Origin of the sequence: Fischerella sp. PCC 9605, from assembly GCF_000517105.1 — a bacterium.
Taxonomy (GTDB): Bacteria; Cyanobacteriota; Cyanobacteriia; order Cyanobacteriales; family Nostocaceae; genus PCC9605.
The window spans coordinates 345,688-369,896 of record NZ_KI912151.1; the positions used below are offsets into that span (position 1 = coordinate 345,688).

Below are 24,209 nucleotides of genomic sequence, written 5' to 3' on the forward strand. Positions count from 1 at the left end.
GAGGTGGGGAGACAAACAACCACCAACTACCAACTACCAACTACCAACTAACCACTAACTGCCTGTACACTTACCAAAATATCCGTAATACTACTGTTTCTTTTGTATATGTATACGTATACAAATAAGGAGAGATATACAGTAAGAGCGTTAGCCTGAAACAAAGGAGGATGATGCATGACTAAGGTTAGATACCTGGTTTATGCTCCCTCCTAATTTCTTTTTTTATGTATAAAAAAATAATGCAACATCTATAATATGTGTTGCATTGCATCTATTCAGAGCCTTAAATCCTGTTTATAAATGTGGTTATTTCACCCGTCCACGGAAGCGAATGAAACCATAGGAATTAGTGGGTGTACCAGCAGCTGTAGCATTTGGCAACGTGTTATTTGGTACTTGTGCCTGACTATTAACAATTTTCACTACCACTGCACCATTGGTATTGCTGGCTGAACAAGAAGTAGATGGGGTTGTAGCAGGTGGGAAATATTCACCGCGATCGCTATCTGCCACATTGGTCAAATAGTTAGTACTATTACCGATTGTCATTTGAATACCCGCATCAGCACTGGGTAAACCTCCATCTGTGGGAGTTTGACCAGTGAAGGAAGAGGAAATAAATGTGACATTGTCAGGTACTAAGTCACAGAAGTGGACGTTGGTGATAGGTGTATCGCCACTAGAGAGGAAGTAAATAGTGTATTCCAATTCATCTCCTGGTTTAACAATGCCGCCATCAATTACACCCCGCAGCAAGGTACTGATATTGGTACTACCGAGATTGCTATCAGTGTTTAAAGGTGCAGGCCAGTTAGGATTATTGTCATCGTCTTTCTTAGCGGATGTGGTGTCATCCACATATTTGTTGATAGGTGTACCGTTAATGGCAGTGATGCGTTTGACTAACAGTAGTTTGGGGTTACTAGCAACAGGCTCAGTTACCTGCAATGAAGTGGGGTCTTCAAACGCAGCCGAAGAGGGATAGTCAGAGGGAATAGAACTGGGATATTGGCTGGGTAAATTACTCAAGAAGGACTGGTTTTTGTACGTTCCTGCTGTTAAGTTATTCGGAACGATTACTTCCGCAGTAATAGTCAGTGTTTCTCCGCCTGCTTTATTTGGGTCTTGCTTAGGTAGAGTCAGGTTAGTAATCCGCAAGGTTTGATTATTATTAGCAAAGGTAACATTGCCAGAACCATTGGACACGGTGACATTACCTGTGAAATTGCCGTTGATGGGATTACCTCCAGCAACAGAGCGTAAGTCATCCTGAAAAGTTACCCCAGTGATATCAAGAACATTACCAGTGGCAATTTTGTAAACATATTTAACTGTTTGGCCAGCCGCAGCTTGAGTAATGGAATTACCCTTGGTATCTTGGACATTTTTTTCCATACCAGCAGCAAACAAGCAACTGGTACCATCATGATTACCACCAGTGGGAGCAGTTGCAACTTCCGTTGCTTTACCATAATTAGAGCTATTGGGGTCAGTATCAATCCGGTACAACTTATTATCGCTATTGCTGCGATAGTAGAGGGTACCGAATGCATCCACAAACTGAGAACCAGAATTGTGATCGAATCCTGTAGGATTAGTGGCTTGGCTGGTAATAGTAGGAGGAAAATTAGTTACGTCCAAGATAATAAGTTTATCTTGAGTGCCGTTTTCATTAACTCCATAAACTTTCTTACCACTAAGGCTAGCAGGATCTCGAGGATCGACAGCAAAGTCGTTAAATGTCACTCCGGAAATAGTTCCTGCATTTAAAATCGTTGGGGGAGTTGTGGAGACATCAAGAGTAGCAAATTTGTTACCTCCCCCAATTACATAAGTGCCATCCGATAACATTGCGGCAGCAAAATAACCTGTAGATAAAGTACCGCCAGTAGGTTTACCCAAAGAATGTGCAACGCCATCGCTACCAATTTTAATCACGTTACCAGCGCTGTAAGGGCCTGTAGTGGCACTTGATTGATTGATATAAGCGTATAAGTAATTATCTATAGGGTTGTATGCTAGGGCATTATAGTCAAATTTAGTTGGATAACCGCCTGTAGTATCGGTGGTCGATCCTCTGGGGATAAAGTTAAAAGTTGCACCTGAACGGTTTATATCATATAGTTGCTGCGGTCCGCCGGTATTACCTATGGTGATGTAGAAAGTAGAATCGCAAGTTAACGGCAAACCAAGGGGGCGGTTACTAGAGACAGCAGCATAGGCAAAAGGAGCAACAGTGGTCGTTATTCCTGCTGTAACATTCACTCCAGCGGTCTGGTTATCCTTGGTTGCATCTGGATCAAGGGTTTCGGTGGTTCCAGCAGGCGGAGTGACCACGACTTTGTAGCCCGTCCCAACTGGTACGTTGGTGAAGGTATAAGTACCATCAGCAGCCGTAGTCACAGGGCTACCTACAGTATTGTCATTGCTATCTTTGAGTGTCACTGTTACCTCAGGAGAGAAGCCGGTTTCACCAGTATCAACGGCTCCATTACTGTTGTCATCTTTGATGACTTTGCCTGTAATAGTACCAGGAGCAACAGCGCTAATTAATACACTTGCTTGGTCATCTTCTGTAGATATATTGTTATTTACCTGAGAATCTGGATCTCTCAGCGAACTACCCGTAACTTCAGCTGTGTTAGTAATATTACCTGTGTTGTTTACTTTAACTGTGATTTGTAAAGATTTACTTTGACCATTGGTTAGTGTGCCGGTATTCCAAACACCTGTTGTTGGGTTATAATTTCCTCCTCCTGTATTAGAAACATGGCTTACACCAGTAGGTAGTAAGTCTTTAACAGTAACATTGTTTGTTGTATCTGGACCTTCATTAGTCACATTGACTGTAAAGGTTATATTCTGTCCAACATTAGGGGTGGCATTATCAACCGTCTTTTCAAGCTTGAGATCGGCAACTTGAGTAGTTGCTGCAATAATTACGTTGTTTAAGAAAACATAATCTTGCCCTGTTTGCACAGTACCCGTAAGTTGACTAACTCCAGCCTGAGTTAAACTTGACACATTGTAGGTATCTGCATCAAAACCATAGGTATTATTGCTACCTAAAGCTGTGCTATTGCTATCAAACGGACCACTAGCCAGAGTACTAACACCTAAACCCCCATCGTATCGGAGTGCTTCGTTATTGCTTAAATCAGGGTCTCCCTCCCAAATTGTTGTCGTCATTGATGCAATAGGATTATTTGTAACAGCTAATTTATCAAGCGTGAAATTAAAGGAAGTATTTTGACCATCGACAAAGCCATCATAAAGATTTACTGCTGTATTGGGTAGTGAATTATCTTGATAAATAACAATTAGTTCCCAACCTGCTAATACAGTCTTAAAGCTACAGTGAGGAGCACCAGTATTAACTGTCAAATCAGAAAAACTATAAGTACCACTGCCTTTGTTTTGAACTATTGAAGTCACATCAACACGACCATTGAAATATCCTTCGGTGGTGTCACCCGTATAATTTAAGTAGTAGCGACGATTAACTGGCGCTGAAATAGATTGTCCTTCAAATGTGACATTCCAGTCTGCATTTGCTTGCGAATTGGTTGAACCAGTCCAGTAAAGAAAAGCTTTGACGACCGTTCCACCAGCAGGTAAAGAAAGCGACGCAGTATTAGTGGTGGTAGGTACTAAAACACTACAAGCATTACCTGTGTTGGGTTGGGTACGCCGAGTCGCACCTGTTACTTTATAGCCATATTTTCCTACAAAAGTTTGGTCGAGAGTTAACTGCACAGGTGCTGCGATCGCAATACTCGCATACATCGCCTGAGCGGCTGTAAGCAAACCAAGTAATCCTAGCTTTTTACGTTGAAAAGAGTAACCTGACTTTATTTTACTTGCTGGTTTTGCAGTTCTTGTAAAGTTGAAATACTTCAATAACGGTTTCATACTTTTGTCCCGGATAAATTAACTAAAAAGTAGGTTAATAATTTTGCTCAGAAATCAAAAATAATGATGTATTCGTAAATAGTTTTTGTATACGTAAAATCACGGTAGCGAGCACATTAACCTATCTCTTGTAGAGACGCGCCATGGCGCGTCTCTACATGGGGATTTAGGTATCACATCCATAAATTTGCAGGATTATCCTTGTCTTCTTCCCATTTGGCAGGGTTATTGATGATGTATTCCCGAATTCTGTCTAAAGAATCATCGGCGCGAATGATATGGTCATAAAATCTGCTTTGCCAACCAAAATAGTCATGACCGTTTTTGCGACACCAACGGGTGACGGAAGATTTATAGGCATTAATAATTGCTTGTAATGATCCCCGTTTTAATGGTGCAAATTTGTTAGATTCATCTGTGTTTTGTAGAGACGCGCCATGGCGCGTCTCTACATCTGGGGGGCGGTCGATAACAACAATTCCATGAATATGATTCGGCATGATGGCGTAGGCATCTATGTGGGTATGCGCGAAATGATTGGGAATGTCTGCCCAAAATTGTTGGGCGATTTCTCCAATTGCTGATAACTGCACCTCACCTGAAATGACATCGCCAAACAAGTAAAAGCGATCGCGTGTACAAATAGTGATGAAATACCAACCGTTAGCGGCATAGTTGCGATTTAGCAAACGGGTCGATTCGACTCGGTATTTACCCTTAAATTTCGGTATGGTCATGGTGATAATTACATGTTTGTCGTTGGTAATTCCTCGTGTAGAGACGCGCCATGGCGCGTCTCTACATTTGATTGGGAATTTCATATCTCACCCCTTTGCACCCCCGTTGTTGCCCTCTTTAATTTCTCCACTAAGGTTTTGGTAGATTTTTGTTGCTGACGTGCTACAGGTTTTTGCAATCCAAACCCATCAAACAATTCGTTCAACTTCAGCGTTAAACCTAAATACAGTCCTCCCGCCGATCGCGTTCCAGAAAAATCGCGGTCATCAACTTTACCAAAGGCATAGCCAGCACTTAAGCGCAGATTCGGACTGAGATAGTAACCTGCTTCGACTACAAAGCCCGTTTCAGTGTAATCACTTTGACTAATCAAACGAGCCTCGCCTACTACATCCATGCTGTATCCCAAGCGATAGGTAGCCCGTAATTGCCCTAAATTTACTGTGCTAGTTCCAACTAAATCTTTAGCTAGGTAAGAGTTACTGTTACGCAGGGCAAACTTACCATAAAATTCCCATTGCCAATTGGGGGCGTAGATAGCTTCTACCGCAAAGGTATGATCCTCTGAACCCGTACCACTTCCTAACAGGACTGTGTCAGGAATCACAGCAGGATTTTTGCGGTATTCATAACGCAGTAAGGCGTTAAACTTGTCGCTGTGCGGATCGCGGTAGGCTAAACCTACTTTGAGGTTGGCTGTATCTCCCAGAGACGCGAAATTTCGCGTCTCTACACGATTAGCAGAACTCGCTTGTTGATAGCGTACTAGGGCTGTGAGTGCAGGCGAAATTTTACCTGTAGCACCAGCGGAAATTACGGTATTGGAACCGCTTGAGGAACTGCGATGTTCATAGCGGGCGCTGGCTTGGAATTTGGGATTATCGGTGTATTCTAGCCCAACGCTGTAGCTATCACCACTGCCAAACCCCAACGAGTAGCCACTTTGACCAACGGCAAAGGGTTGGGAATATCGCTGTCCTGCTCCCGTGCGTCCAAAGAAGTCGCCGAACACGTGTTCATAAGCAACGTTGAGCTTCAAGCCAGGGGCTATAGTCCAACGGTTGTTGAGTCCAATTGCTCCTTGGGTAGTCAGTTCATTTGCCCCACCTAAAATGGTGTAACGACCAGTCAAGGTAGTATCTTTGCCAAGCTTGTGTTCGCCATTCACGCTTAAGCTGGTGATGGAGTTATCTTCGTATTGACCGCGAGTGAAAAACTGTTGCGCCAGACTGACATTGACGCCGGGAACTATAGCCCAATTCAACCCAAAGGCAGTCCGGTCTGGATAAACTGCATCTACATCAGAAGATAGGGTCAGTTCATTCAGTGCTTGGAAAGTGAGGTTATTGGTAATAGGAAATGTGAGACGCGATCGCAATTGATCGGAGTTACCACTCAAAGCTTCTGGTGAGATGCGGTCTTCTCTATCCCGATGCACCCAGTCCACATCCACAGTTGCCTTACCGAAGCGTTGTTGAATACCTGCGGTAATTGTCGTCAGGGAGTTATCAACTTTGCTCCCAGGAACCGCTTCAGTACGAGGTGCAAACAATTCCTCAAAGGTATCGAGGGGTTGGGGTGCAGTACCAAAATTGTCTTCGTGGTCGTATTGGAAGCGCAGGCTAGTTGTTGAAGAAATTTGCCCTGTTAATTGCGCCCCATAGCGGCTTTGACCAGGGACAAAGCTGAGCGTTGCATCATTAGCAAAACCCGCATCATTAGAGCGATAATAAGCACGTCCTTGCAAACCTTTAAAGATTTCTCCCTGTGCTTCGACACGGTAGGCAGAACCGCTCACCTGTCCCGAAATGTCAGAATGATTGGTAGAACGGGCATATTCTGCAAATAATTTTCCGTTTGAACCCAAGGAAATTTGTGCATCTGCACCGTAGAGTTCAAAGTCGTGCATCCCCTGGTCTTGTTGAAAGTAGGTTGCTGCTAACCAACTTTCTTTGTTGAGGTTGCGCTGAAAATTGTATTGCAGGCGACCAGCGTAGATATTGCTATCAGAACCACTACCTTTGTATTGGTAGGTGGTGACGATACGACGGACTAAAACCTGTCCAAATTTATCTACATCGGTACGCAGAATAGGTTCTCGGAATAAAATAGTGCCGCGATCGTAATCAATTTCATAATCAGAACCCCGGTTTAGCTGTTTGCGTTCCAGTACACTACCGGGAGTGTTGAGTTCTTCTAACTCAATAAAAACATTTTCACTACCTGGAACAAGTAACCTGCGGGAGAGGAAGTAGTAACCACTGGTGCCATCAGGAGCAATTGTATCTCGTTGAAAAGCTTCGACATTGTTGCCATAGAAGCCAGTGAATTGCAGATTTCCCAGGTTGTAGTTTGCCTTGAAACCATGCAATTGACGTGTCACTGCTGTAAATTGCTGGGATGAACGGCTAAACTCCTGAGTATTGTAGTCACCCCACATGAAATAATCGGGATCGGCACTGGGAGTCTTGGGCGATCGCTCTAACCGTGCATAGACGCTGTCAGTGGAAGGAGTCAGTACTTCTGTTTTGGAACTGTCACCGTAGACGGGATAGTTTTGATCGTTGAACTGAAAAGAACGAAATAATCTGGTATCACAGTTGCAGTCTTCATTCAGGTTGCGAGAACTGTTGTAAGCACCAGTAAACAACCATTCTCCAATCGCCCCAGTTGCAAATACCGACGAGCGTACATTCAACTGAGTGTCATTGTCTTTGTTCGGAGGAAGAAAATCACGAAAACTACCGTAATAATCTGTACCCCTAGCACCCAAACGCACATCCACTACCCCAGTCACCAAACTAGGACGCAGTGCTGTTTCAAATTGTAGTTGAGTATAGGCTTCTAAATCATTGGTAATAGCTCGAATTCTAACAGTTTGGGCATCCAAACTCGATTTGAGGGTGCTGGTAAATAGCCCTTTTTTTGCCTGTACCTGAAATCCAGGTTGGTCTGGTTGGAAGTCTACACCGACAAACTCACCAGCAGTAGGTATTAGGGTAACAACTGCATCGCGATTTGAGCGGTTGTTATTCTCATCTATGAGTTCACCCTTCACTGTCGCCGTAGAACGTCCATCGGCAGGAATACGAGTTTCTACGGTTTCCAATTTCAATTGTGTGGGTGCGCCCCGTACCTGTACTTGTAGGCTTACAGGCGGTTCACTAGAACCTACCACCTTGGTAGTAATAGTGTTAGTTCCTTCTTTTAAGGAGACACCATACCATGTCTGCGTTACCAAGTTGGTATTAGCATCAGTTTCTGTCCGTCCCACCAAGGATGGATCTACCAAATCCCCATTTACCCGCAATTCCACACTGGCACCTACGGGAAATTGCAGAATTACTGTGGTTGCTGGCACATCGACTATGGTGTCAGGGGTGGGGGTCAGGATTTTTAGAGAAGGAGTGGGAGAGGGGGAGAGTGGGAGAAGGGGAGTGGAGGAAGATGGATTTTGTGATAGTTGTTGTAAACCTTTTGGTAACTTAATATCGGGTACTGGTTGAAATAGTTGTATTGCTGGGGATGTTGTAGCAGAATCTATTACATTTGTTAGGTTATCTGTTACTATTTCTTCCTCTTGTGGGACGGACATCTTGTCCGTCAAGGGCGAGTCAGTTGTCTTCGGTTCTGAAAACCTCTCCGCGTCACCGCGTCCCAATTTCTCTGTATCTTCTATTTGTTGTTCCTGTTGGACAACATTGGGGTGTTCTGCTCTAGCTAGGACAGGATACAAAGTCATACTCAAAGTCCCTGCCATCATCCCCATTAATTTGAGGTTGAAACTGGTTGTATTCAATCGTTGAAACTGGCGGAGAAATCGTAAGGACACGGAGACACGGGAGCCACTGCGTTGCGGGTGTACCAAGCGTTGTAGCACGTGGCGTGGACACAAAGGCGTGGTGAACTTCCCCGCGTCTCCATTTATATGGTGCAGTCTTTTTTTCATTTCTTAACTTCCTCCTGGAAGGTGGGGGTGACTGCGAAATTCATACGTGCTAAGCCACCAGGTTCTAAACGCACAAGGCGGGATTGACTATTGCGTTCTTTAAACTTGCGATTGGGTGCAAGGGTATAACCGGGAAGACTGCTGAGGTCGAGAACTCCTGTGTGATTTCCAGGCAAGACATTAGCTACAGAAAATAATCCATTTGTATCAGTAGTTACACGGTTGCCATCTTCCATAAAAATCACAGCATTAGGGATACCTGGTTCACCGGGTTGCTGTTCGCCATCAAAGTTTTTATCCACAAATACGCGACCGAGGAGAGTGCCGCAGTCCGTGACAATTCCCGGTCTAATTCGCAACTGATGGCTTGCAGGCCCATCCTTAGCCTGAAAACGGTTGTCAGATCTAAGCACTGTGACGCTTGCCAAGTTGCGTCCCGAACCACGCGCTGCATCTGCTGTTAGTTGGGCAGCATAAGCAATATTTAATACCTTCTCTTGTGGTATCGCAGTATCTGACCGAAATACCACCGATGAACCATTGTGTTCGGCGGTGATAGTGACGGGTTTGCCATCGATTTCTCCTCGGACAGATTTGCGTAAGAAATTAAAGCCAAGGGGTAATTTGTCAGTGACAACTACATTGTCTAAAGCAGCATCAGCTAAATTTTTAACAGAGAGACAGTAGATAACTGTATCTCCCGGTTCTGCTGTTGCGCGATCGCCAGTTTTGACAATCTGCACTTGATCTGGCTGACACATATTTGTGGTAAATTCAAAAGCTAGTAAATCTAGTCCTTGGAGTTCAGCATTGCTAACTAATACAACTGTTGACTCAGTTTGGGTTTGCCCTGTGAGTGTAATTGGCTGACCATCCAAAGATGTAGCAACATACCGAACAACATCGTTATTCTGGCTACCAGTGCTTTGGAGAATTTGAATCTTAATCCGTCGCTGTTTGTAGATAGAATTTGGCGGTGGATTGACTACAAAAATGTAGGTTCTACCAGGGTCGATTTGACCTAAATTCGGATCGAATAGGAAGTTATAAGCACCTAGGGGTACCGTGTTAGTCAGGAAATAAGGATTGCTATTTTCGATATTCGGTCTTAATCCACCAGGAATGTTGTTGTTGGGAATATCAGGTAACTCTGTGCGAGTTAGGGGTAACAATTTTCCTAATTGTGTCCCTGTGGGGTCGCTGGGGTCAGGTTCATAAACAGCAACAGAAAAGCCTGTATAGTCAGGTAAAACATTGCCAGCGCATCCTAAAATTCGTCCCAGTGGGTCAACTAATGGGCTAGGAGTAGCTTGAGTCTTAGCAGAAGCTCCTAAATATTTTTGATTGTTGCTAGGATCTGTATAAGTATAAGTAGCTTGATTTATAAAATTGGTTAGCGGCTTGCTATTCTCAACTTGAGCGATCGCAGACATCGGAAACTGCAATACACTTGTGACCACAAACGTTGCCGCTATCCGCCTAAACCAGCTACTCTTCGCATGATTCTGGCATTGCGAACTTTGACGGCGCACTAGATTTTCTCCTGTGAAACTTTACGGTTCCGTAACTAGGGACTAGGGAGATAAGGAGGATAATGGAAGGGAAACAGGACAAGGAAGACAAGGGGGAATTTCTCCCTTGCCTCCCTCCTCTCCCTTGTCTTTTCCCAATGCCCGATCCCCAATCCCCATTGCCCCTAATCCCCACTAAGAGCGGTCGTGGGGGCCCCGAGTTCCCCGATCCCTTCTTACTCAGGAACATGGCCTCAGCGCACCTGTACTTGATAAGTTCCTTTAATTTGTGCTTTGGCGGGAACGGATGTACCGAAATTCCAACGGATGTGGGTATAGGCAACTGCTGGGGCGGGACGAGTTTCCACTTTGCCATTAGGAAGTTTGACTTGCACGGTTGGCTTGTCTACAAAGCTGCGTCCACCATCAATGCTGTAAGTAATCTTGGCATTGTTGTTAGTATTCACAGTTGCAGAGTTCAGCACATACATCATTCCTTTGGGAATGGGCTGATTGATGACGAGATTTTTTACTGCTTTATCGCCATTGTTGACACCAGTGACTATGTAGCGCAGCACATCTTTTGGTTGCACCACAGCTTTCCCTTGCAATGATTGCCATCTCTTAGTTTGCTTACCGTGCTGATCCTGAGCTACCACTTGCTTTTCTGCCTGTAGGTGCAACTGTACTTGACCTTTAGCTTGGGCATTTTGAGCAAAAGCAGCATCAGACTGCCAGATATTTGCGATCGCCGGAATTTGATTAACAAATGGAAGTGTAACAATCAGTGCTACTGCTCCCATACTGGCCATTGCAAAACGCTTCATCTCGATAACCTCTTCAAAATTTTTGTCATTTATCGTTTCCAACTTCAAACTGGAAACGAAAGCATCTGTGCAATCAACTTCTTGCAGAAGCCAGGGGGAAGGGGTAAAGAGATAAAAAGTTCCTTTCCCCTTTCCCCTTTCACCTTTCCCCCTCTTAATTCACTTTGCGTTGGAAGGTAAATGTTCTTTGTTCACCTGGTGCAACCTTGCCAGTGACAGTATCTACATACTTGGTGATATCTGCGTCCACTGTGGTTCCAGTTTTGTCGATGGAAGAGTTTGATGCTGGATTACCACTGTAGAAATTGATCGTTGCAGCACCAGAATCTTTCGCTGTGCCGACAATGTTGCTGGTATCAATTTGACCGCTGCTATCGTTGTCTAGCGCCCAGTTGTTGGGGGCTTGAGTACCATCTTCAGTAATCACAACCTTGTCAGCATTCAGAATCACGTTTCCGGTTCCAGATTGAGCATCGGAGATATTTTTGTACCGAATCTGATACTCGATAATGTTGCCTGGGGCTGGTGTTCTAGCTACATCAGCAACGTTGGAATTTGGATCGATACCATTGACTGCTGGTGTGGATTCAAAGTCATCCTGACCTGTACCAACTGCTGGCCCAGTTCCTGGTAAGACTCGTGACACTTTCACCATTTTCAAGAAGCCAGTATAGACGCGATCGATGGTGATGTTTTGACCATCTGGATTACCATCACCCGTAGTATCAATGGCAGCAGTGATGGGTACAGGGAAACCAAATTCTGTATCGCCCGCGTAGTTGGGGATAGTATCAGTTGAGAGGGGAGTACCACTTGGTAGATTAACTTCTACACCATAGTTGACAGTTGTACCAGGAGCAACGTTGGCGATTGTAATTGGTGTACTAGTTGTCGTAAAGGTTCCTGTTGCTTGATTATAGGTATAGACAGCAGAACTACTACCATAGGTGATAGTTACCTGAGTGCCATTTGGTAAATCTAGTCTATTTGCTGGTGTCGTTGGGACTAATGTAATGGTGCCAGGGTCAGTACCACTATTCTCAATAGTGTTGGTGAAGGCAACTCCTGAAGGATCTAGCGTACTACCAGGTAGAGTACCCGCTGGAACAAGTGAAGATTTATTGGTGAAGTCATCGTTAGTTTGACCTGATGGCCCAGTCGCATCCGGAGCATTTTGTGGACCGTTGAGTACTGCTGAAGCTTCAGGTGCTTGAACTGTGAAGATGTTGGCTTCACCACCTGTTGAGCCATCACCACTGTTGTTATTACTTGGGTCTGTTCCAGTTTCAGGAGATCCTGGGGTATTAATAAAACCATCATCAACCTTGTCAGGCGGCAGAGTATCGGGAACACCATCACCGTTGGTATCCGTATCCGGAAGTGGTGTCATGTTACCTAGAGGCCCATCGTAGTTGCTGGGATTTTGGTCCCCGGATTCGTCGTAGACTGGGGCGTTGGTGCCGGGAGTTTGACCGAATAATTGAGCGATATTAGCAACAGTTAATGGTGAAGTTGCGGTTGACTCAACAGCTAGCTGAATCTGGAAGCCATTTACTGTTGTACCAGGAGCGATAGAAGAGATAACAGCTGGCTTGTTGATAAAACCAACTCGAGTTACACTTGCTAGTGAGGCAGGAGGATTTGCAGTAAAGGTTTTCCAACTGGCTGCATTGGCATCAACTGTGGCTGGGTTATCTGTTGTATATACAGCTTCCCAATTAGGAGGCGGAGTTGGTGCAACTGCCAAGTCTGTACCAGCAGGGATGGCATCAGAAACTAAGATATAGTTGCCAGGAGTACTATCAACATTAATTGTTGTACCTGTCAGTGCGGCTGGAGTAATTCCCTGACCTGTTGGATCGGTAGACTCAACCCGTAAACTCAAATCGTAGGTGAGCTTATCATCTGTAATTGGGTCTGTGCCAGCGTTGTTGTAACCGCTACGAGTTTTGAGGATGGTCGCTAAAGAGAAGGTCTTGAGGCTGGTACCAACTTTAATTTGCTGGGTGCTGCTAGCTTCACGAACACCATTGATTGGTGCGCCATCTACCTCACCAGGAGTACTACCGTTGGCGTTATCTACAGTGTAAACGTCAGCACCATCCGGACTCCGCAGCTGGTTCTGGGCATCCCCAGGAGTATTACCAAGGGTAACGGTAATTATGTCATTGGTTTGAGCGCCAGCCTGTACGGTAATTGGTACACGCACCAACACCGTGCCACCAGGTACAACTGGATCTGTGAAGGCTTCAGTATTGGTGACATTTTGCCAGGTTGTACCACCGTCGGTACTATATTGTAAGTTATTGGGTGTACCGCCATTAGGTAATGTGCCAGAAACCGTACCTGGCCCAGTCGTTGTTGCCAGGTTAGGAATCCGGAACTTGGTGGGGTCGTTACCGACGTTGGTGAGAGTATAGGTGTAAATCAGTAAATCACCAACCTGAACGCTACCACCGTTATTATCTACAACACCAGAGGATGTGACAGTTATACCAGCGACCTCTGCTACAGTCACAGTTACTGTATTAGAAGTAGCATTAATAGTTGTACCTGGATTGTTCGGATCTTCATAGGTTGCAGTTGCGGTGTTACTGATAGATTCACCTGCTGTTGTACCTTCAGCTAATACAGGCGCAACAAATTGGAAAATTCCATTGGCTAATAATGCTGTTGCTACCAAAGAACGGTAGAGGTGCGATCGCTTTTTGACGAATTGTTTGGATTGTGGCATAATTCGGGCTACATTTTAGAATGATTTACAATCCTGTGTAAAAACGCAGGATTTTTTTAGCAATTCCCGATCAGAAAGAATTGCCAAGCTCTATCAACCCAAAAGCTTCATTTCTTGGGTGTTTATTTCAGTAATAAGTACCGTTTCCGAATTGTTTTCTATCTTCTACCCATTTTTTATATCTAAAGATAGATGGATTAAAAGAGTACTTGTGATATAAAAGCTAACTTTGGAAGTTAAGGAATTCTTCAGTATTTATACCGAAAACCAGTATTGTTGTATGCTTTATACGCATTGTTGCTATGCTTTTTAGGCAAATTATGCGTACATGCCATCAGAAGTAAGTTGTTTCACAAGTTGCCAAAATCAGGAAGTTCCGCCTCTGGCTCGTGTTGAGAATAGTAGAAGATATCTGCCTGTTTGGAAGATTGAGGTAGGTAAAGCGGCAATGTGGGAAGAGGCTTTCTTTTGTACTTGCTTATTCTCCAATTAAACCCGACAAATTTTGTCGGATATATTTGACTGGTATTTTTACTCGTGATAGCATCAAGCGACAGTTGACGGACATCCAGGGAGAGGTAGTTCATGACTCAGGCAATTGATACCCAAAAGGCAGCCACGGCTTTCAAATCTTTGAAGTGTAAGGAGTGCGGTGCAGAATACGAACTCAAAGCCAGCCATGTGTGTGAATTCTGCTTTGGACCTTTGGAAGTAACCTACGACTATAGCGCCCTCCGCAACACGATCAGCCGTGAAACCATCCAGGCGGGGCCTAATTCTATGTGGCGCTATCGGAAGTTTTTGCCTGTGCAGAGCGAAAATCCAATCGATGTGGGAACTGGTATGACTCCCTTGGTGCGTTCCCAACGATTAGCACGTCGCTTGGGTTTAAACAAGCTTTATATTAAAAACGATGCCGTCAATATGCCCACCCTCAGCTTCAAAGATAGGGTGGTATCAGTTGCCTTGACTCGGGCGCGGGAGTTAGGTTTCACTACAGTTTCTTGTGCTAGCACCGGTAACTTGGCAAATTCTACCGCCGCGATCGCCGCTCATGCCGGTTTAGACTGTTGTGTGTTTATCCCTGCCGATTTAGAAGCCGGTAAGATTTTGGGCAGCCTCATCTACAGCCCTACCTTAATGGCAGTCAAAGGTAACTACGATCAGGTAAATCGCCTTTGCTCGGAAGTTGCGAATACACACGGTTGGGGTTTTGTCAATATTAACTTGCGTCCCTACTACTCTGAAGGTTCTAAGACTCTTGGCTTTGAAGTAGCCGAACAACTGGGTTGGCAGCTACCTGACCATATCGTTGCACCTCTCGCATCAGGTTCGCTGTTTACTAAAATCTACAAAGGCTTCAACGAATTTGTCGAAGTTGGTTTGGTAGAAGGCAAGCCAGTCAAATTCAGCGGTGCACAAGCCGAAGGTTGTTCTCCCATTGCCAAAGCATTTAAAGAAGATCGTGACTTTATTCAACCTGTGAAACCGAATACAATTGCTAAATCGATCGCAATTGGCAATCCAGCAGATGGTGTTTATGCTGTCGAAATAGCTAAGAAAACAGGTGGTAGCATTGAATCTGTAACTGATGCTGAAATTGTAGAAGGTATCAAGTTGCTAGCAGAAACTGAAGGTATTTTTACCGAAACTGCTGGTGGCACAACCATTGCCGTGCTCAAGAAATTAGTAGAAGCTGGCAAAATTAATCCAGATGAAACCACCGTGGTGTACATCACTGGAAATGGTTTAAAAACCCAAGAAGCGGTGCAGGGTTATATTGGTGAACCTTTGACAATAGAAGCTAAACTCGATAGTTTTGAACAAGCCCTTGAGCGTTCTCGCACACTCGAACGCTTGGAGTGGCAGCAAGTCCTTGTTTAGTTAGTGGTTAGTAGTTGTTTGTTGTTTGGAACAACCAACAACCAACTACTAACAATCAACCACCAACAATTACCAACAATCAACACCCAACAGACAACTAAATTATGGCTGTAAAAGTTTTAGTTCCTACTGCTCTTCAGACATTTACTAACAACCAAGCAACTCTAGAGTGCGGTGGTAGCACAGTTGCTGAACTTTTAGATTCTCTAGAAAAAAGCTGTCCCGGTATTAAGTCACGCTTATGCGATGAGAAAGGACAGCCACGACGGTTTTTGAATTTGTACGTTAATAGCGAAGATATCCGCTTTCTAGAAGGAACAGCAACACCTCTAAAGGATGGCGATGAGGTAAGTATTGTCCCTGCTGTGGCTGGTGGTTGATCAAAAATTAGGAATTACCTTTTTTGAACTTTCACTGACTGTGAATAGTTAAAACCCCATCTGAATGTTATTCGGTGGGGCTTTGCTTTCAAGGAAAGATGCAATACCTACTAGCTACAGACTGTTATAAAAATTTATTTCTGGGGAACTATAACAATAGCCACTGAAAACTAAATTACAAAGGATTTCCAGTGGATACTCAATATCCCCCTATAAAACTTAGTTAATATGATGCTTAACACAGTGACCTTAATTGGTTATGCAGGTAAACAACCGGAGGTACGTTATTTCAAGAGTGGTAAGATTCTTTATATAAGGTTTGGAATTTCAAAGTCAGGACGCTATATATTAGACTTTATCCCAACGGATAAATATATTTTATATATTCACCTATTTTTAAGCAGAATATTACTAATTTGCTCCTCGTCCATTTAAATACCGCGACGCTCTAAATATGGACGCAAATTAATTTGAATAAATAAATCCTTTAATTCTTCCGCAATCTCTTGCGGTGGATTTCCTGATAAAGCAGTTACAATCAAACGTTCTGCTATCTGAAATTCTCCACATTCAATTGCCAAGGAAGCTGCACTGCGATGCAACACAGAGCGAGTTGGTTCTGCATTCAGTTGATTCGCAATTATTCTAGCTGCTTGAGTTTCTTTTTCAAAGGCTTGTCGAGTCAGTTGGTTGGCTTGCTCTAAATCACCTTTAAGTTTAGCAGTAAAAGCTGCCTCAGCCAAATCCATTGCTTGATTGTGTAACTCTTGAATCTGACTCATTTTTTCACAATCATAGATAAGGGTTTGCTAAATTCGACCACAATTATGTAAGCAGGAAATTTACCATCGGAAGGATTGGTTTGCTCGATTTTCTGTTTTACTCTCGCTCGAATACGGCTATCATCTCCTTTACGTATGCCTGAAACTTCTAGCCTGACTTTATTTTGAAATGGAAGTTCGCTATTTTCATTTTCACTACCCAACCAGTAATCGAACCCTGTACCTTTGCGAGAACGCTCAATAACTGTTAAATCAGTTAATTGCCTAATAATTAAAAAAGCAATACTGTAAGCAGCTTGTTCTGTTGTAAACTCTTCATCATTCCAGCAGCGCAGCATTTGCTCTGTTACTGGTTGCCAATAAAGTTTAAATTTGGTTGTAAAATCTCCACTTATTGTCAGTTCTACACCTTGCGAATGGTTTTGGTCTTCCAAGCACACAGCACAAGCTTCTGCCAAAGCTGCTCCAAAGGAAGGAGTGATAGCAGGTAGCCCTTCTCCTAGTTTAGTTAATAGTAATTCTTGGGGTTCGTCCAAAGTGAATTGATCGAAGGTTAGTTAAATAAAAATTAGTTCAATTGTACTTGATAGCGTCTATTTTTTAGCTCTGACGCTATGGCGCGGAGCGATCGCTGTTCTGTTCACAAAAGAATGGTGCGTTTGAAATCTGAAGAGGATTTGACTAAATATTGCATTGGTTGTTTGCAAACCTTGATCGATATATATAGACTGGCTGTGCTGTGTCAAAATGAAGATGACTAAGGTGAGCGATCGCTCCCAAAGCTCCCCTAAAGCTAGACAAAGGATTGATCTGAGCAATGGCAGAACAAACCAATCACAATGAAGCGGGAGAGGTAGCTCCCAGCACAGTTGACAAGCAGGCTCCCACTGTCGCCGAACAACACGCTCCCAGCACCGACTCACCGGAAGCGACAGACATTCCAACTTCCAGCGCACCAGATCCCAAAGCGGCAAACCCCGAAACAAATCCAAATGCTGCTAAAACTAAAACTGCACCACCCAAGCGGGAAAAACCAGCTGCCGCAGCGAAAGCAGCAGACGGTGAAAAACCTGCCGCCGCAGCTAAAGCAGCTAAAAAGGAAAAAGCACCAGCAGTTGAAGATAAACCATTTGCAGAGTTTATCCAGCAAGATTACTTGCCTGCTTTGCAAAAAGCTTTAGCCAAAGAAGGGGTAAAAGATTTACAGCTGTCCTTTGTGAAGCAGAATGTTCCCATCAAAGGGATGGAACAACTCGGTGAGTCTTGGCAAATTGTCGGCAATTTTCCAGATGGCGTGCGCCATTTCAACCTCTATTTTCCCGATGAAAACATTCAAGGAAAAAAGGCATTTTCCTGTAATGAAGGAAAACGCCCTAGCACTCTTGAATCATTCTTAATTGATGAACGCAAAACTACACTAGATTTATTAGTGTATGGTCTGATGCAGCGTTTGAACGGTCAAAAGTGGCTGGGGAGAAATTAACCTAGTTCATGAAAGTGGTAGGTAACGGCTCCAGTAATAGGGTCGTTATCTATCCTCACATAACCTGATTTCAGCATCTCCTTTAAAGCTGCTTCTACATCTGTAAAGCTAGCACCAGTTGCCTTCACTCCTTGAGTTACAGTTAGCATCCCACCCCGCTTTTCTGCCGCTTCGATCAACTTGACTATCAGTTGATTACCCGTGGGCCGGTATACTTCGGAAACAACTACTGGTTGCTCTAGTGGTACACCCAAGGGGGAATAACCTGCTTTTAACCTCAGTCTTAATTCGTGTTCTTCTACCATTTTCGGGATGAAGAACAAATCTACAAACTGCCCCACACCAAATACACCATAGGTTACTAGCCATAACAAGCCTGTCCCTATCTTGCCATTGTATAAACGATGCAGGCCTCCCAACCCAAAAAACCAGGCTGCATTCAAGATATAGGAAACAAGCAGGCGCTCTTGATGGTCTTTATTGGTGTTGTTTTCAACATTCATCTTGTGTTCAACCCCTCGGACTCGTCGCTCTTGCTTTTTTAGTTAGACAGTTTTCTTATTCTTTTTTGTTTCTGAAGAAAATAGCCAGTTAGAGTAGTGAAATTGGTCAGCCACTCTATCAAAGACAGAGTAGTTGATAATCCTAAGATAACCAACTTCTCAGAGATTTACAGAAACTGAAGTGGCAAAAAATACAATATATTAATTTTTATGTCACGTTTTCCGATCTGTCGATTGTGTCTCTGTATAAATATGTTGTTTCAGTTAAAACTCACTTAATACCAATATTGAGATTCTGACTATAGATATATCTAGCGATCGCTCTGTCAATTCTAATCACCCCATCACCTTCCTTTCATTTGAAGATTACTGAATCGGTGTTCTAACACTGACTCACCACCAACAAATTCCTAAAGTATAATTTCCTTGCCTTTTTCGGTAAAGCGAACATTTTTAATTCCCCATTGGGGATTGCTTGTTAAAGTTTTGCGAAGACTGCCAAATAAAGCAAACTGTTCGCAACTCGAAAGAGAATTTATTCGCCGCTGGGAATTAGGAGTGACTCGTAAATCTACTGTGGCGACACCATTTTTAAGGTTAACCCGATATCCAGAGAAGCTAAAGTCGGCACTATCCCGTTGCTCTAAGATTTTACCCACCGCAGCTGTTACAGGTTCTTGTGCTGGTACTGCAACTGTTTGTGGAATTAGCTCTTGACATTGTGTATCACTTGTGTATAAAGTGACGTTCACGGTTTTATCTGCGTTGCTGTTATCGGTAGAGCTTTGTTGAGGTGCGGGTGACTCATTCCTAGGTTGAGGATTGAGTCTTGCTGTACTTTGAGTTGGTGATGGTGTAATGTTGGCAGTTGTGCTGTCAGTACTACCAGGGTTTGGGCTAGAACTACAACTGCTCAAACTGGCAACCATTGCCACAACTATTACAGGGAATATATATCTTTTACCGGTGTTTATAGTTTTGTTCATAAATTTTTAGCCGCGGGTTGATTTTATGGCATTGCTGAATCATGCGGATGAATTTACAATTCACGGGTGTGTAGAGACGTAGCATTGCTACGTCTCTACAAAAATGTTTACAAACATAATTCATGACCAAGTTCAGCAACGTCTATTTTATTAAATTCGCTTTCGCTGTTATAAAATCAGCATAAATTTAAGAAATAAGGTAGAAGGCATAAATTTGAACTTTGACTAAGTAAAAAAGCATAAATAAACTAAAAGCGGGGCGGGCTAGAAGCCCACCCCACAATATTATTAAAGCTCTTGTGGGGTGGGCATCCTGCCCGCCTGTATAAAATACAAGATATTTTACATTTAATTATGTTGATCTACTTATCAGAGTACGCTCACGAACATCTAGTTAAGCAATGGACACCATTGGCGAGTTTCCATCAAGAGTTTTATTTTGCCAACGAATTACTAAATAATACTATCCAGCCACTTTTTCATCATCTCAATCAAAATGTCAACGAGGGGATGATTAAGCATTGTCCTCAGTCCTTCTATTCCTCCAGCTAGCAGAACAGATAACAACTTTGCTCTTAATTTTGGAACTTCTCTAGTTGTTGATTCAGTTCTAACTAGCTTAATTTCAGCCTGATTGAGATTTGCTCCACTGAGATGAGAAATTATATTTGGATTTTTCCTCTGCTGTTCATTCCAAACATGCACACCTAGCCTCAGTTGTGCAAGATGCTCCCTATTTGACATTACAATTTCTCCCTATACCCGTTGTTTTTACAATAGGGCAACACCAACTTTAAAGCTGCAATCAAACTATCAAAAACTAAACTATCAAACTGTACTATAAAAGCTTCTACGCAGCTTTCCCGACTTTCCTGAACAATAAGAGCATTTCTGTTATTTATATCACCTTGATTTTTTTGTCAATATAAAATTGAGAACACTGATTAAAATGTAGAAATAAAAAGTAAGAAAAAAGTCAGAAATGAATTTTTGATAAAAACTTAAAATCTAGATGCGGTGAGGAAAATCAATGATACGACCACGCAAGGTATTTGCTCAGCATTGGCTCAAAAGTGAAAAGGCACTCGGAGAAATTATTACGGCCGCACAATTAAAACAGAGCGATCGCATTCTGGAAATAGGCCCTGGTACTGGTATCCTGACTCGTCGTTTGTTACTCTTGGTACAATCTTTAGTTGCAGTCGAAATTGACCGCGACTTGTGCGAGCATTTGGTTAAGGAATTGGGTAAGGCTAAAAATTTCTTACTTTTACAAGGAGATTTTTTGGAATTGGATGTACTATCACTCATAGAAGGTTATCCAGCTTTCCAAAACTCCAATAAAGTTGTTGCTAACATCCCCTACAATATCACCGGGCCGATCGTAGAAAAACTCTTGGGTACAATTGCCAACCCCAATCCACATCCATACGATTTAATTGTTTTGTTAGTACAAAAAGAAGTAGCAGAAAGACTGGTAGCAAAACCAGGTTCAAAAGCATTTGGGGCGTTGACAGTGCGAGTACAATATTTGGCTGAATCTGAGTTAATTAGTGTAGTGCCAGCAGGAGCGTTTTATCCACCACCAAAGGTAGACTCAGCAGTGGTAAGACTAACACCTCGGAAAATAGAACCAGCAGCTGATGACCCACGCAAATTAGAGACTTTGGTAAAATTGGGGTTTGGAGCAAAGCGTAAAATGTTACGAAATAATTTGCAATCACTTGTAGAACGCGATCGCTTGACCCAATTACTGGAACAATTAGAAATAAATCCCCAAGCTCGTGCTGAAGAACTCAGCGTCAGGCAATGGGTAACACTAGCAAATCAGTTAGTGGTTAGTGGTTAGTGGTTAGTTGTTGGTGGTTGGTTGTCTCCCCACCTCCGGTTCTCCCCATCTCCCCATTCTCAAAAATGCGTCATTACACCCTCATCGCCCCTGCTAAAATCAACTTATATCTGGAAATTATTGGCGATCGCCCTGATGGCTATCATGAGTTAGTAATGATACTGCAAAGTATCGACCTTGCCGACCAAATTGATATACAAGCAAGTAGCACTGACGCCATCCGTGTTCGCTGTAACCACCCGCAAGTACCCACAGACAAAAGTAACCTGGCATACCGCGCGGCCGAACTCATGGCTACAGAATTTCCTGACGCCTATGCCAAGTATGGTGGTGTAGATATCACTATTACCAAACGCATTCCGATTGCTGCTGGGTTAGCAGGGGGTTCGACGAATGCAGCAGCAGTGTTGGTAGGAATAGACTTGTTGTGGAATTTGGGACTAACTCAATCGGAGTTAGAAGAATTGGGAGCTATTTTGGGTTCAGATGTACCGTTTTGTGTAGCTGGTGGTACTGCTATTGCTACAGGCAGAGGCGAACAACTTTCTCCCCTACCGAGTTTGGATACTATATATATAGTATTGGCAAAATACCGAAGCTTGGAAGTTTCCACCCCTTGGGCATATAAAACCTATCGCCAAGAGTTTGGCAGTTCGTACCTAACAGATAAAGATAGTTTGGCAGCACGTGCTAACGCGGTGCATTCTGGAACAATGGTGAAAGCTATCCTGCACAAGGATGCAAGAGAAATCGCTCAAAAGCTGCACAACGATTTAGAGAAGGTGGTATTGCCAGCTTATCCTCAAGTTTTGCAACTGCGAGAGACTTTTGCCAACCAAGAAGGTGTTTTAGGAACTATGATGTCTGGTTCTGGTCCAACTGTGTTTGCACTATGCGAGTCTAAACAGCAAGCAGAACAATTACAGTTGCATGTTAGAGAGGCAATTCCCGATCAAGATTTAGAATTGTTCGTGACTCAGTTAATCACACACGGTATTAAGGTAAGATAGTCGGTTTAGAACATATATCATATCTCTATGGCTATATAGCCATAGAGATATGATTAAGCACTTCAGACACAAAGGATCCTTAAGGAGTAAACAAAGATTTTATGAGCGATCCAAATTTAACGCAACCAACACAGACTCAAACGCAAGTTCAAGCAACTCCCTTACGCAGTTTAATTGGGGCGGTAATTTCGGCTGGATTAGCATTCGCAGCATACTCTCTCATGATTGCTATAGCCACTAGTTTTGCTGCCAAGCCAATTCATTCTCATAATCCTATAGTGCTGAATATTTCCTCTGCTGTGCGTACTTTAGTTTTAGGTGTGGCTGCTTTAGCATCAGGGGTATTTGCGATCGTGGCTGTTGGTTTATTAGCTTTGGCTGTTCAACTTTTATTTCAGCATTTAACAAAGCATCATTGACGGTGATTTATGGTTGGTACAAATTCCAAAATCATCAATGAAAGTATGCGGAAGGGGGCGATCGCACCACAGCCAACCCTCATACTCAAAGCTGGGAAATGTTTCGTCTAATGCCCTAATCACCCACTCCATTTGCCCAGAGGCGGCGCGTATCTTCATCCATCTCGGCTTTTAGCATTTCCTGCACTAAGCGGTGAATGCAGCACTACTGTGGTTATTGTAGTTGGATTTTCGGGGATGGAACTGTAAAATTCTAATCTTGATACCAAAACAATATTATATAAAAGCGATGAAAAAATTATTGCTATCAGGATTGTTACTAATTTTATTCCCGTTAGCAGCTTGTTCTACTAATCCCACTGATGCTTCTGGGAAAACTAATACAAAAGAAGTGAAACCTTTAGTAACAGGCGCAATACCCGACCAAGATCCGGAAAAGTTGCAACGCCAGTATACCAAGCTAGCAGCATACTTGCAGAAAGAATTAGGCGTACCCGTAGAATACAAGCCTGTTACGGATTACACCGCAGCTGTGACAGCTTTTAAGGTGGGAGATTTAGACTTAGTATGGTTTGGGGGATTAACTGGCGTGCAGGCCAGGTTGCAAGTACCGGGTGCAGAAGCGATCGCCCAACGTGATGTAGATGAAAAATTCCACAGTGTTTTTATCGCCAACAAAAAAACAGGTTTGAAACCATTAAAAAATATTACCGACCTCCAACAACTCAAAGGACGTACATTTACCTTTGGCAGCGAATCTTCTACCTCCGGGCGATTAATGCCACAACATTTCTTAGAACAAGCTGGCGTGAAATTAACAGATTTTAAAGGTCAACCAGGTTTTTCTGGCGACCATGATAAAACTATCAAATTAGTAGAAGCAGGAACCTATGAAGTTGGTGCTTTAAACGAAAAAGTTTGGTCAAAGCGCGTTGATTCTAAAGAAGTCGATTTAAATAAAGTTGAAGTTATTTGGCGTACCCCTGCCTATTACGACTACCATTGGGTAATCAATCCGCAAGTCAAACAACGTTACGGCGACGATTTTGTGAATAAAGTTCAAACTGCTTTGTTTAAACTCGACCCAAAAGTACCAGAACAAAAGGAAATACTTGACCTCTTACAAGCAGAAAAATTTATTCCTACTAAGAATGAAAATTACAAACAAATAGAAGAAATTGGACGCGAAATCGGTAAAATTAAATAACATCTTTGTGCTTTAGTGTCTTAGTGGTTCAA

General features: G+C 43.2%; 19 protein-coding genes. 7 read left to right on the forward strand and 12 right to left on the reverse strand.

What is annotated here, in order from left to right; all coding sequences use genetic code 11:
- Positions 1-309 precede the first annotated feature (309 nt).
- The 7 genes from FIS9605_RS40020 to FIS9605_RS0126555 form a co-directional block, all read right to left on the reverse strand.
- Positions 310-3,915 carry a DUF6923 family protein gene (locus tag FIS9605_RS40020; RefSeq protein ID WP_026735285.1) on the reverse strand — a complete coding sequence of 1,202 codons (3,606 nt, stop codon included), beginning with the start codon at positions 3,913-3,915 and terminating at the stop codon, positions 310-312.
- Positions 3,916-4,088: 173 nt separating this feature from the next.
- Positions 4,089-4,652, reverse strand: coding sequence for a transposase (locus tag FIS9605_RS0126530; protein WP_026735286.1), 564 nt, complete (start codon positions 4,650-4,652; stop codon positions 4,089-4,091).
- Positions 4,653-4,732: 80 nt separating this feature from the next.
- Positions 4,733-8,602: a TonB-dependent receptor gene (locus tag FIS9605_RS0126535; protein WP_442854730.1), complete on the reverse strand. Its 3,870-nt coding sequence runs from the start codon at positions 8,600-8,602 to the stop codon at positions 4,733-4,735.
- On the reverse strand, positions 8,599-10,134 hold the full coding sequence (locus FIS9605_RS0126540; protein WP_026735288.1) for a DUF11 domain-containing protein: 1,536 nt from the start codon (positions 10,132-10,134) through the stop codon (positions 8,599-8,601). Before FIS9605_RS0126540 ends, FIS9605_RS0126535 begins: the two co-directional genes overlap by 4 nt.
- Positions 10,135-10,367: 233 nt before the next feature.
- Positions 10,368-10,940 (reverse strand): DUF11 domain-containing protein, encoded by a 573-nt coding sequence (locus FIS9605_RS0126545; RefSeq protein ID WP_026735289.1) that lies wholly within the window; start codon positions 10,938-10,940, stop codon positions 10,368-10,370.
- Positions 10,941-11,094: 154 nt separating this feature from the next.
- Entirely contained in the window at positions 11,095-13,674 is a 2,580-nt protein-coding gene (locus tag FIS9605_RS0126550; protein WP_026735290.1) for a beta strand repeat-containing protein, read from the reverse strand.
- 350 nt (positions 13,675-14,024) lie between these two features.
- The gene (locus tag FIS9605_RS0126555; protein WP_026735291.1) at positions 14,025-14,261 is read right to left on the reverse strand and encodes a hypothetical protein; all 237 of its coding nucleotides are present in this window, start codon (positions 14,259-14,261) and stop codon (positions 14,025-14,027) included.
- Here FIS9605_RS0126555 and thrC point away from each other — a divergent pair.
- The gene (gene thrC, locus FIS9605_RS0126560; protein ID WP_026735292.1) at positions 14,260-15,558 is read left to right on the forward strand and encodes a threonine synthase; all 1,299 of its coding nucleotides are present in this window, start codon (positions 14,260-14,262) and stop codon (positions 15,556-15,558) included. The genes FIS9605_RS0126555 and thrC overlap by 2 nt on opposite strands.
- Positions 15,559-15,662: 104 nt before the next feature.
- Complete coding sequence (locus tag FIS9605_RS0126565) at positions 15,663-15,938, forward strand: MoaD/ThiS family protein (protein WP_026735293.1); 276 nt, start codon at positions 15,663-15,665, stop codon at positions 15,936-15,938.
- 431 nt (positions 15,939-16,369) lie between these two features.
- On the opposite strand, the gene FIS9605_RS38305 is transcribed toward FIS9605_RS0126565, so the two are convergent.
- On the reverse strand, positions 16,370-16,720 hold the full coding sequence (locus tag FIS9605_RS38305) for a hypothetical protein (protein WP_035140259.1): 351 nt from the start codon (positions 16,718-16,720) through the stop codon (positions 16,370-16,372).
- Positions 16,717-17,256 carry a hypothetical protein gene (locus tag FIS9605_RS0126575; RefSeq protein ID WP_026735294.1) on the reverse strand — a complete coding sequence of 180 codons (540 nt, stop codon included), beginning with the start codon at positions 17,254-17,256 and terminating at the stop codon, positions 16,717-16,719. The genes FIS9605_RS38305 and FIS9605_RS0126575 overlap by 4 nt, the downstream gene beginning before the upstream one ends.
- Positions 17,257-17,537: 281 nt before the next feature.
- Between FIS9605_RS0126575 and FIS9605_RS0126580 the strand changes: the two genes are divergently transcribed.
- Positions 17,538-18,203, forward strand: a complete 666-nt coding sequence (locus tag FIS9605_RS0126580; RefSeq protein ID WP_026735295.1) for a DUF2996 domain-containing protein — start codon at positions 17,538-17,540, stop codon at positions 18,201-18,203.
- Here FIS9605_RS0126580 and FIS9605_RS0126585 read toward each other — a convergent pair.
- The 3 genes from FIS9605_RS0126585 to FIS9605_RS38310 form a co-directional block, all read right to left on the reverse strand.
- A complete protein-coding gene (locus FIS9605_RS0126585) occupies positions 18,200-18,706 on the reverse strand; it encodes a TM2 domain-containing protein (protein WP_026735296.1) in 507 nt (168 codons plus the stop codon). The genes FIS9605_RS0126580 and FIS9605_RS0126585 overlap by 4 nt on opposite strands.
- A 410-nt stretch (positions 18,707-19,116) precedes the next feature.
- Entirely contained in the window at positions 19,117-19,692 is a 576-nt protein-coding gene (locus FIS9605_RS0126590; RefSeq protein WP_026735297.1) for a GerMN domain-containing protein, read from the reverse strand.
- Between the two features lie 453 nt (positions 19,693-20,145).
- On the reverse strand, positions 20,146-20,436 hold the full coding sequence (locus FIS9605_RS38310) for a hypothetical protein (protein WP_035140260.1): 291 nt from the start codon (positions 20,434-20,436) through the stop codon (positions 20,146-20,148).
- Positions 20,437-20,722: 286 nt separating this feature from the next.
- Between FIS9605_RS38310 and rsmA the strand changes: the two genes are divergently transcribed.
- The 4 genes from rsmA to FIS9605_RS0126615 all read left to right on the forward strand — a co-directional run bounded on the left by rsmA (position 20,723) and on the right by FIS9605_RS0126615 (position 24,177).
- Positions 20,723-21,541 carry a 16S rRNA (adenine(1518)-N(6)/adenine(1519)-N(6))-dimethyltransferase RsmA gene (gene rsmA, locus FIS9605_RS0126600; RefSeq protein ID WP_026735298.1) on the forward strand — a complete coding sequence of 273 codons (819 nt, stop codon included), beginning with the start codon at positions 20,723-20,725 and terminating at the stop codon, positions 21,539-21,541.
- Positions 21,542-21,606: 65 nt separating this feature from the next.
- Positions 21,607-22,551, forward strand: a complete 945-nt coding sequence (gene ispE, locus FIS9605_RS0126605; RefSeq protein WP_026735299.1) for a 4-(cytidine 5'-diphospho)-2-C-methyl-D-erythritol kinase — start codon at positions 21,607-21,609, stop codon at positions 22,549-22,551.
- 101 nt (positions 22,552-22,652) lie between these two features.
- Positions 22,653-22,970 (forward strand): DUF3082 domain-containing protein, encoded by a 318-nt coding sequence (locus FIS9605_RS0126610; RefSeq protein WP_026735300.1) that lies wholly within the window; start codon positions 22,653-22,655, stop codon positions 22,968-22,970.
- A 289-nt stretch (positions 22,971-23,259) separates the two neighbouring features.
- Positions 23,260-24,177, forward strand: a complete 918-nt coding sequence (locus tag FIS9605_RS0126615) for a putative selenate ABC transporter substrate-binding protein (protein WP_026735301.1) — start codon at positions 23,260-23,262, stop codon at positions 24,175-24,177.
- The last annotated feature ends 32 nt before the right edge of the window (positions 24,178-24,209 follow it).

Excerpts from the sequence above, each read along its gene's own strand:
- FIS9605_RS40020 (WP_026735285.1), bottom strand. The coding sequence starts at position 3,915 with ATGAAACCGTTATTGAAGTATTTCAACTTTACAAGAACTGCAAAACCA.
- FIS9605_RS0126530 (WP_026735286.1), bottom strand. The coding sequence starts at position 4,652 with ATGACCATACCGAAATTTAAGGGTAAATACCGAGTCGAATCGACCCGT.
- FIS9605_RS0126535 (WP_442854730.1), bottom strand. The coding sequence starts at position 8,602 with ATGAAAAAAAGACTGCACCATATAAATGGAGACGCGGGGAAGTTCACC.
- FIS9605_RS0126545 (WP_026735289.1), bottom strand. The coding sequence starts at position 10,940 with ATGAAGCGTTTTGCAATGGCCAGTATGGGAGCAGTAGCACTGATTGTT.
- FIS9605_RS0126550 (WP_026735290.1), bottom strand. The coding sequence starts at position 13,674 with ATGCCACAATCCAAACAATTCGTCAAAAAGCGATCGCACCTCTACCGT.
- thrC (WP_026735292.1), top strand. The coding sequence starts at position 14,260 with ATGACTCAGGCAATTGATACCCAAAAGGCAGCCACGGCTTTCAAATCT.
- FIS9605_RS0126555 (WP_026735291.1), bottom strand. The coding sequence starts at position 14,261 with ATGAACTACCTCTCCCTGGATGTCCGTCAACTGTCGCTTGATGCTATC.
- FIS9605_RS0126565 (WP_026735293.1), top strand. The coding sequence starts at position 15,663 with ATGGCTGTAAAAGTTTTAGTTCCTACTGCTCTTCAGACATTTACTAAC.
- FIS9605_RS38305 (WP_035140259.1), bottom strand. The coding sequence starts at position 16,720 with ATGAGTCAGATTCAAGAGTTACACAATCAAGCAATGGATTTGGCTGAG.
- FIS9605_RS0126580 (WP_026735295.1), top strand. The coding sequence starts at position 17,538 with ATGGCAGAACAAACCAATCACAATGAAGCGGGAGAGGTAGCTCCCAGC.
- FIS9605_RS0126585 (WP_026735296.1), bottom strand. The coding sequence starts at position 18,706 with ATGAATGTTGAAAACAACACCAATAAAGACCATCAAGAGCGCCTGCTT.
- FIS9605_RS0126590 (WP_026735297.1), bottom strand. The coding sequence starts at position 19,692 with ATGAACAAAACTATAAACACCGGTAAAAGATATATATTCCCTGTAATA.
- FIS9605_RS38310 (WP_035140260.1), bottom strand. The coding sequence starts at position 20,436 with ATGTCAAATAGGGAGCATCTTGCACAACTGAGGCTAGGTGTGCATGTT.
- rsmA (WP_026735298.1), top strand. The coding sequence starts at position 20,723 with ATGATACGACCACGCAAGGTATTTGCTCAGCATTGGCTCAAAAGTGAA.
- ispE (WP_026735299.1), top strand. The coding sequence starts at position 21,607 with ATGCGTCATTACACCCTCATCGCCCCTGCTAAAATCAACTTATATCTG.
- FIS9605_RS0126610 (WP_026735300.1), top strand. The coding sequence starts at position 22,653 with ATGAGCGATCCAAATTTAACGCAACCAACACAGACTCAAACGCAAGTT.
- FIS9605_RS0126615 (WP_026735301.1), top strand. The coding sequence starts at position 23,260 with ATGAAAAAATTATTGCTATCAGGATTGTTACTAATTTTATTCCCGTTA.